Raw genomic sequence first — 8,426 nt, forward strand, 5'->3', positions numbered from 1 at the left:
AACAGGGCCGCGCCCGACGTTTTTCTCGCGCTCCTCGGGCTGGATAGAGCTCCCTCTCCTTGCGCCGGCGGCGTCTGGGATTAAAATAGGGGGAAATCCGTGGAGGTGGAAGGAAGATGCCGCCCGCCCCCTCAGCGCGCATGCAACGCTTGAAGCCCTACCCCTTCGCCGCCTTGGAGCGGCGGATCGCGGAGCTGCAGGCCCAGGGCCGCGACATCATCCGCTTGGACATCGGCAGCCCGGACATGGCGCCGCCCGACTTCATCCTGGAGGCCTTGGAGAGAAACGCCCGCGACCCCCGCGCCCATGGCTACGCGGGCTATCGGGGTATCCCCACCCTGCGCCAGGCTGTGGCCCACTTCTACGCGCGCCGCTTCGGGGTCGACCTGGATCCCGATCGCGAGGTGTTGATCCTCATCGGCTCGAAGGAGGGGATCTTCAACCTGAGCTTGGCCTACCTGGGCTCCGGGGATGTATCCTTGGTCCCCTCGCCCGGCTACCCCACTTACACGGATGGCGCCCTGGCCGCCGGGGCGGACGTGTTCTACATGCCGTTGCGGCGGGAGCGGGGATGGTTCCCGGATTTCTCGGAGATCCCATCGGAGGTCCTGGCCCGGGCCAAGGTCCTCTGGTTGAACTACCCCAACAACCCCACCGCGGCCTGCCCGACGCCGGAGTTCCTCGCCGAGGCGGTGGCCTTCGCCCGTCGGCACGGCCTGCTGCTCGCTTACGATAACCCCTACGCCGACGTGGCCTTCGACGGCTACCGGGCCCCCAGCGTTCTGAGCGTCCCCGGCGCGAAGGACGTGGCGGTGGAGTTCTATTCCCTGTCCAAGTCCCACAACATGGCCGGCTGGCGCGTGGGGATGCTGGTGGGGAACGCGGAGGTGGTGGGCACCGTCGCCCAGCTGAAGAGCAACATCGACTCCGGCCACTTCCGCCCGATCCAAGAGGCGGCCGCGGCCGCCCTCCTCCACGACGACGAATGGATGGTGGAGCGCAACGCCGAGTACGCCCGGCGGCGGGATGTGGTGGTGGACGGGTTGAACGCGGCCGGCTTGACAGCCGAGCGGCCTCGTGCCACGATCTATGTATGGGCGCGTCTGCCGGAGGGCTGGCGCAGCGCGGATTACGCCGCCCGTCTCCTGGAAGCAGCAGGGGTCTCTGTGGCCCCTGGGGCGATGTTCGGGGAGGCCGGCGAGGGCTATATCCGCATCTCCCTGGTCCAGCCGGTCCCCCGCCTGGAGGAGGCGGTGCGTCGCATTCAGGCGTTCCATGCCTCGTTGGGGTGAAAGACGATGACCCATGTGCCCTATCTGATCGCGGCGGCCATCTTCGAGATCCTGGTGTTCGGCTGGGCGATCTGGGTGGCCTATCGGGAAAGCCGCCGGGCTCGATAGATGAGTGGATGTTCTGTATGAGGGGCGGGCCACTAAAATTTTAAAGGTGTGACCTACAAGCCCCAGCTCGAATTTTCCTGCGCACCCTTTCTGTCTTGGCGATCAAACAGGCTCGAGGGTGGATCCGAGAGGAGGTGGGCGATCGGTCGCGGAATGCAGGAAACCCTGGCCCCAGCGGATCGGGCGGTGCTGGTCGGCACGGAGATTTACGGGAAGCCGGGGCTGCTGCCGGTGGAGGATTCCCTGGATGAGTTGGCGCAGCTGGCCCGCACCGCCGGGGTAGAGGTCGTCGGGCGGGCGGTCCAGCGGCTCCGCCGCATCCACCCGGCCACCTACATTGGGCCTGGGAAAGTCGAGGAGATCAAGGCCCTGGTCCGGGCCATGAACGCCAACATGGTCATCTTCGACGATGAGCTGTCCCCCTCTCAGCAACGCAACCTCGAGAACGCCTTCGGCGATGAAGTGCGGGTGCTGGACCGCACAGCCCTGATCCTGGACATCTTCGCCCAGCACGCTCACACGCGGGAGGGGGCGCTCCAGGTGGAGCTGGCCCAGTACGAGTACCGTCTCCCCTGGCTGACCCGCCGTTGGCAGAACCTGGCCCAGCAGGCGGGGGGCTCGTTCGGCCGCGGGGGGATCAGCGGCGTGGGCCTGCGGGGGCCGGGCGAGAAGCAACTGGAGATCGACCGCCGACGCATCAAGGAGCGGATCACCCATCTGAAGAAAGAACTGGAGGAGGTCCGCGCCCACCGCCAGCGCTACCGCGAACGGCGGCGTCGGGCTCAGATCCCAGTGGTGGCCCTGGTGGGCTACACCAACGCGGGCAAATCGACGCTGCTCAACGCGGTCTCCGGCGCGGATGTCCTGGTGGCGGACCAACTGTTCGCCACCCTCGACCCCACGACCCGCCGGGTGAAGCTTCCCGAAGGCGGGGTGGCCCTCTTCACCGACACAGTAGGGTTCATCCAGAAGCTCCCCCACCAGTTGGTGGCGGCCTTCCGCGCTACGCTGGAGGAGATCGCCGAGGCGGATCTGATCATCCACATCCTGGACATCACCCATCCCAACGCGCTGCAGCAGGCCCGCGTGGTGATCCAGACCCTGCGGGAGATCGGGGTGCGGGACATCCCGATGATCACCGCCCTCAACAAGATCGACCGGCTGCCGGACCCGGAGGCGGCTCGGGCCCTGGCAGCGGAGTATCCGGATTTCGTGGCCATCTCGGCAGCCCGCGGCATCGGGTTGGAGGATCTGTTGCGGAAGGTGGAGGCCATCCTCTATCGGAACCTCATGCCGGTGCGGGTGCGGCTGCCGTTGAGCCGCGGGGATCTCATCGCCCTGTTCTACGAGCAGGGCGTGGTGGAATGGGAGGCGCACACCGACAGCGAGGTGACGCTGTTCGGGCGTCTGCCCGGACGGCTGCTGGCGGCCTTCCGCCCCTACCTGGAGCACAAGGAGAGCGAGGTCGCGCCGCCATCCCCAGTTGTCTTGTAGGGGTGGGCCCTGCGTCTGCCTCTACCAAAGGGCGCGGATGCCATTCGTGGGGGCACCCACAAGGGGTGCCCCTACATCAGGAACATCAGGATAGGGAAGGGGAATGCCCCGCTCGTCTCCCAGAGGGGATGGCCGAGTTGCCTTGGCGATTCGAAGCGCGCGGAAGACCGGTCCCATGTCGGCCCTGAATCGGTGGATCGAACACACCGCGGAGTTCCTCGCCCACCATAAAGGCCTGCCCATTCTCATCGGAGTGGGTCTGATCCTCCTGGATTTCCTGCTGTTTCTCTTTCACCAGCTTGCCCCAGGGCTTCCTGTGCTCGGGACCCTAGCGATGCTCCATTGTTTCCTCTACTTAGGTCTGGTCGTGGCCCTCTTGGGAGGGCTCGTCGCCGAAGTTCTTTAATCACCTACCGCTTGTTTTTGGGGCTGCGCAGTGGAGGGAGCAGAAGACCCCGTCCCTCTATGGATCCCTCTTCTCACGGCCTTTTGGGCCGTGAGAAGAGGGAGAAAAATTTTTCGGGAAAACCCCAAATTCATGGACCAAGCACCCGCCTGATGGCTGAACGTTCTTCTTCGGATCGACCGCTGGTGGCCATTGTGGGGCCGACCGCTGTCGGCAAAAGCGAGGTCGCCTTGGAGTTGGCGGAACGCTTCGATGGGGAGATCGTCTCCGCGGACTCCCGCCAGATTTACCGAGGCATGGACATCGGCACAGCGAAGCCGACCCCTGAGGAGCGCGCCCGGGTTCCCCATCACTTGATCGATGTCACCGACCCGGATCGCCCGCTGACCCTGGCGGAATACCAGCGCATGGCTTATGCGGCCATCGATGAGATCCACCGCCGGGGGCGGTTGCCGTTTCTGGTCGGCGGGACCGGCCTTTACGTGTGGGCGGTGGTGGAGGGATGGCAGATCCCCCCGGCGCCGCCGGATCCGGAGCTGCGCCGCGCATTGGAGGAGCGGGCGCAACGCGAAGGCCCCCAGGCGCTCTATGAGGAATTGCTGCGGCTGGATCCCGAGGCGGCCTCGTTCATCGATCCCCGCAATGTCCGCCGGGTGATCCGCGCCTTGGAGGTTTGCTATCAAACCGGGAAGCCGTTCTCGACCCAGCGACGCAAGACCCCCCCGCCTTACCGAACGCTCCTCATCGGCCTGACCCGCCCCCGGGCGGAGCTCTACCGGCGGATCGATGAGCGGATCGACCGCATGATCGCCCAGGGGCTGGTGGAGGAGGTGAAGCGGCTGGCGGAGCGTTACCCGTGGGACCTCCCGGCGATGACCGGTCTGGGCTATCGGCAGATCGGGGCCTATCTGCGGGGCGAGATCTCGCTGGAGGAGGCGATCCATCAGATCCGATCCGCCACCCGGGATTTCGTGCACCATCAATATAACTGGTTCCGCTTGAGCGATCCCCGCATTCAGTGGTTCGACCTCAGTCAGACGGATGTGGGGGCGATTGAGGGATGGCTTCGGGAGCAGCTGGGCCGCCCTGCCGTTCAGGGATAAGGCGCGCGGTGCGCCCCTGCCTACCCGGTCTCCATCCCGACCACCCGGATGAACACCTCCTCCAGGGAGAACGGTTGGGGGATCATGGCCTCCAGATCCAGCCCTTGACCCACGAGCCAGCGGGCCAGGTCGGCCGGGCGGCGATCCGGGACCAGGCGGAGGGTGAGGCGGTTGTCCGTGACCGCGAGCACCTCCCCCCAGGCGCGCAACGCCGCTTCCAGGCCTGCCGGGACGTACCCCAGCTGCAGGGCCAGCGTGGTGGCCGCTCCGGCCCGGAGGTCCATCGTCTCCACCACCACACCCCCCTTAATGAAAGCGACCCGGTCACAGATCCGCTCCACCTCGCTGAGCAGGTGGGAGTTCAGGAAGATCGTGACCCCCTGGCCCTTCTGGGCTCGCAGGAAATCCCGCACCAGGATCCGCCCGGCGGGGTCCAGGCCGGAGGTCGGCTCGTCCAGGAAGACCAGGCGGGGCTCATGGACGAAGGCCTGGGCCAGCCCCAGGCGCTGCCGCATCCCTTTGGAAAAAGTGCGAAAGGGGCGCCGCGCGTCCGCGGCGAGGCCGACGCGCTCCAGCAGCTCCGGGATGCGCCGCCGCAGGCGATCCGGTTCCACGCCCGCCAGGCGGCCGTGGAACCACAGGATCTCCTCGGCGGTGAGCCAGTCGGGGAAGGCAAAGCCCTCTGGGAGGAAACCGATCTCCCGCCGGGCGTGGCGGTCGCCCAACGGCCGCCCCAGGACCCATCCCCTCCCGGCTGTGGGGTGGATCAGGCCGAGGAGCATCTTGACCGCGGTGGTTTTGCCCGCCCCGTTGGGGCCCAGGAAGCCGAAGACCTCCCCTTCGGCCACTCGGAGCGTGAGGTCCGCCACCGCCACCCGGTTGCCGAACACCTTCCGCAAGCCTTCCGTCTCAATGGCCCAGCCGCTGCTCATCGGGTCGTGCTGAGTCTGTTTGGTTTCGGAGACGCTCGGCGGAGACACTGTCGCCGCTGAGCGGCCATCAAACGGTATTAGTGTCCCATCCCACGCGCCCACGCGATCAGCTGGGCTGGCTCCGCGCCTGGCCCGCCGAGCAGATAGAGGAACTCCTCATCATGCCAAAGCAGAAAGCGAACCGGCAGAGCCTCCCCGCTCGGCGTATGAGCTGCCTGGGGGAATGTGAAAAGCGTCGCGTCCTGACCGGCAGCCGGGATCGGCTCCACCTCCACGGTCATCCCGGGGGCCATTGGAACCGGGAGCAGGAGCGTCGTCTGCCAGTTCACGGTCCGAGCCAAACGGCGGGCCTCCTCCGCGGGCATCCCCATCAGCCGCAGGGCTGCTTCGGCCAGGGGTTGCACATCGCCCTCCGGCTGCATCGTGTAGACCGGGAGAGGCGCCTGCGCCCATCCGTAAGGGTTCCCTTCCGCCTCGAAGGTGGCCAGCAGGATCGGCCCCACGGTCACCGTCAGAACGGTCCCGTGGAGCGCGTCCGGGATCGCCACATCCTCCGCCCCAGCCACGCGCATGGCCTCCCGCAGATGGCCGACATCGACGGTCCAGCGGGCGGAAGCGGCGGGCATCACCTGCAAGGTGATGAATTCCTCGACCCTGGCTGGCGAGCGGACGGGGAAGCCGAGCAAAGCTTCCGCCTCGGAGAGGCTCTGAACCATGCGGGGTTCGACGGGCTCGAACGCCAGGTCGTCGCCGAGGATCCGGGAGAGGGCCTCGCCGGCGGCGGTAGGCATCGAGAACGTGTACGGAACGACCAAGAGGCGTCGGAGGCGGAACCCTTGGAGGAAATCGTGAGCAGCGGCCCGCAGGGCCGGGGAGAGCGCGAAGGCCAGCGCGGCCAGGCCCAGCAAGATCCATCCGGCCACCTTCGCGCGCCAACGCATCGAAGCCTCCTTTCGGGAATCCACGCGGTTCATCTTTGCCGATGGAATCCAGGGGATCGACCGGCGCCGAGGGCGCTCAGCCTTTTCCCTCCAGAAAAGACGTCTTGACGACCCCGCTTGTTCCGCGGGAAAGAGAAAGGCCCACAGGGATTTTAGTGCGGATGCAAATTTTGGGGTATTTTCAGGCACTCAACTGGGATAAAATCAGAGTGTTCGATCTATAAGGGAGAGATCGCAATGGGCGAGGAGAGCGCGTATCTGGCCGCCCTGTCCAGTCTGTTTGGGCGGGCGAATTTCGAGACCCGTCGGCCCCGCACGCCGGAGGCGTTCCGCCTGGATCCCATCCGGCGTCTATTAGAACGGCTCGGGAACCCCCATCGCCGCTATGCGGTGGTCCACATCGCCGGCACCAAGGGCAAGGGTTCCACCGCCGCCATGGCCGATGCGATCCTCCGGGCGGCTGGATATCGGACCGGCCTCTACACTTCTCCCCATCTCCACACCTTACGGGAGCGGATCCGCATCCATGGGGAAATGCTCTCCCGGGCAGCGGTGGTGGATCTCTTCGAACGGCTGCGCCCGATGATCGAAGCGGATCCCGAGCTCACCGTCTTCGACATCCTGACGGCGATGGGGTTCCTCGCCTTCGCGGAGTCCAGGGTGGAGATCGCGGTGGTGGAGGTGGGCTTGGGGGGACGTCTGGATTCCACGAACGTCGTCTCCCCGAGCGTTTCCCTGATCACCTCCCTCAGTTTGGATCATACGGAGATCCTGGGCCCAACGCTCGCGCACATCGCGTTCGAGAAGGCGGGCATTATGAAGCCGGGGGTCCCTGCGATCACCTCCCCTCAGGCCGAGGAGGCCATGGCGGCGCTGCGTCAGGTGGCGGCGGAGCGGGGCGCGCCGCTGTTCACCCTGGAGGGATGGCGCTATGGCCCGGCGATCATCTCCCCGACTGGACAGTGGGGGGAGATCCACGCGCCGGACGGGGCCAGCTGGTCCGTTCGCCTGCCGTTGTTGGGCCGCCACCAATGGGAGAACGCCGCCCTGGCGGTGGCGGCTATGGTTCGGCTGCGGGAGCAAGGATGGCGGATCCCGGACGAGGCGATCCGGGAGGGGATCCAGGGGGTGCAGTGGCCTGGGCGCTTCGAGGTGTTATGTGAAGAGCCTCCCATGGTCTTAGACGGGGCGCACAACGATGCCTCGGCGGCCCGGCTGGCGGAAGCCATTGCCGAGGTGTTCCCTGGGCGCCGCTGGCGGCTGGTGTTCGGGGTTTCTGCCGATAAGGATGCCGCGGCCATCCTTTCGCCGTTGCGACCTCTGACCACGGAGGTCTGGCTCACTCAATCCCGGCATCCCCGAGCCGCTGCTCCCTGGCGCTTGGTGGGAGCGGCGGAGGCCTTGGGCCTCCCCTGGCGGATCCGGGGGGAGGTCGCCCGGGCCTTCGAGGAAGCCGTCGCGGAAGGCGGCCCGGTCCTGGTCACCGGCTCCCTGTTCGTCGTAGCCGAGGCGCGGGAGGCGTGGGCCGCCTGGGGCCGGATGCCCATGCCCGAAATCGATCCGATCCCCGTGCGGGTGGGCGGGCGGTGAGCCGGAGCCTCTTGAGAACCGAAGCTTTTCTGCGCTAATCCTTCAACTTCTTACCAGAAGTCCAATGGTGGAAGAAGCACTACCGTTCTCGAACCAACAGGCTCAGCCCGAAGCTGACGATCGAGAGCAAAATCGCCCCGATCAACGCGGCGAGGAACCCGTGAACGTTTAGAGCGGTGAGGGCGGCCACGAGATATAGAATGATGGCGTTTACGACGAACGTGAATAGCCCCAAGGTGATGAAGTTGAGGGGTAAGGTGATGAGGAGGAGGATTGGGCGGACCAGGGCGTTGGCGAGCCCGAGCACCAGCCCGGCCAGCAGGAAGTCGCCCAGGCCGGCACCGGCCCGGAATGAGACCCCTGGGTAGAGCTGAGAGACCACCCATAGGGCGATCGTGTTCAGCGCCCAACGCATGAGGAAGTGTCGCATCGCTTCGCTCCTTATGGAGGAATATACGCCCTATTGGTAACTATTCAAGCGTTCCCACGCAACGCCGATGATTGGGTGGTTTCCTCCTAGGGCTTTGGGGGCCGAGCCACGCGTCAAAGGCGCGTGGCTC

Annotated in this window: 8 protein-coding genes; 5 read left to right on the plus strand and 3 right to left on the minus strand. The window is 66.3% G+C overall.

Going from position 1 to position 8,426, the window contains the following annotated elements:
• Positions 1-116: 116 nt before the first annotated feature.
• The 4 genes from ACFMO5_RS08440 (at position 117) to miaA (ending at position 4,403) form a co-directional block, all read left to right on the plus strand.
• Positions 117-1,292: an aminotransferase class I/II-fold pyridoxal phosphate-dependent enzyme gene (locus tag ACFMO5_RS08440; RefSeq protein WP_376792307.1), complete on the plus strand. Its 1,176-nt coding sequence runs from the start codon at positions 117-119 to the stop codon at positions 1,290-1,292.
• A gap of 261 nt (positions 1,293-1,553) precedes the next feature.
• Positions 1,554-2,894: a GTPase HflX gene (gene hflX, locus ACFMO5_RS08445; RefSeq protein WP_376792308.1), complete on the plus strand. Its 1,341-nt coding sequence runs from the start codon at positions 1,554-1,556 to the stop codon at positions 2,892-2,894.
• Positions 2,895-3,069: 175 nt separating this feature from the next.
• Positions 3,070-3,300, plus strand: coding sequence for a hypothetical protein (locus ACFMO5_RS08450; protein WP_376792309.1), 231 nt, complete (start codon positions 3,070-3,072; stop codon positions 3,298-3,300).
• 152 nt (positions 3,301-3,452) lie between these two features.
• Positions 3,453-4,403: a tRNA (adenosine(37)-N6)-dimethylallyltransferase MiaA gene (gene miaA, locus ACFMO5_RS08455; RefSeq protein ID WP_376792310.1), complete on the plus strand. Its 951-nt coding sequence runs from the start codon at positions 3,453-3,455 to the stop codon at positions 4,401-4,403.
• Between the two features lie 20 nt (positions 4,404-4,423).
• On the opposite strand, the gene ACFMO5_RS08460 is transcribed toward miaA, so the two are convergent.
• Both ACFMO5_RS08460 and ACFMO5_RS08465 read right to left on the minus strand, forming a co-directional pair.
• Entirely contained in the window at positions 4,424-5,335 is a 912-nt protein-coding gene (locus ACFMO5_RS08460) for an ABC transporter ATP-binding protein (protein WP_376792311.1), read from the minus strand.
• 77 nt (positions 5,336-5,412) lie between these two features.
• A complete protein-coding gene (locus ACFMO5_RS08465; RefSeq protein ID WP_376792312.1) occupies positions 5,413-6,276 on the minus strand; it encodes a hypothetical protein in 864 nt (287 codons plus the stop codon).
• Positions 6,277-6,513: 237 nt separating this feature from the next.
• Here ACFMO5_RS08465 and ACFMO5_RS08470 point away from each other — a divergent pair, with 237 nt between their 5' ends.
• Entirely contained in the window at positions 6,514-7,866 is a 1,353-nt protein-coding gene (locus ACFMO5_RS08470; RefSeq protein ID WP_376792313.1) for a bifunctional folylpolyglutamate synthase/dihydrofolate synthase, read from the plus strand.
• 79 nt (positions 7,867-7,945) lie between these two features.
• Here the strand turns inward: ACFMO5_RS08470 and ACFMO5_RS08475 are convergent, their stop codons facing one another.
• On the minus strand, positions 7,946-8,296 hold the full coding sequence (locus ACFMO5_RS08475) for a phage holin family protein (RefSeq protein WP_376792314.1): 351 nt from the start codon (positions 8,294-8,296) through the stop codon (positions 7,946-7,948).
• Positions 8,297-8,426: the final 130 nt, after the last annotated feature.

This window comes from Thermoflexus sp. (assembly GCF_042408365.1).
Classification (GTDB): Bacteria; Chloroflexota; Anaerolineae; order Thermoflexales; family Thermoflexaceae; genus Thermoflexus.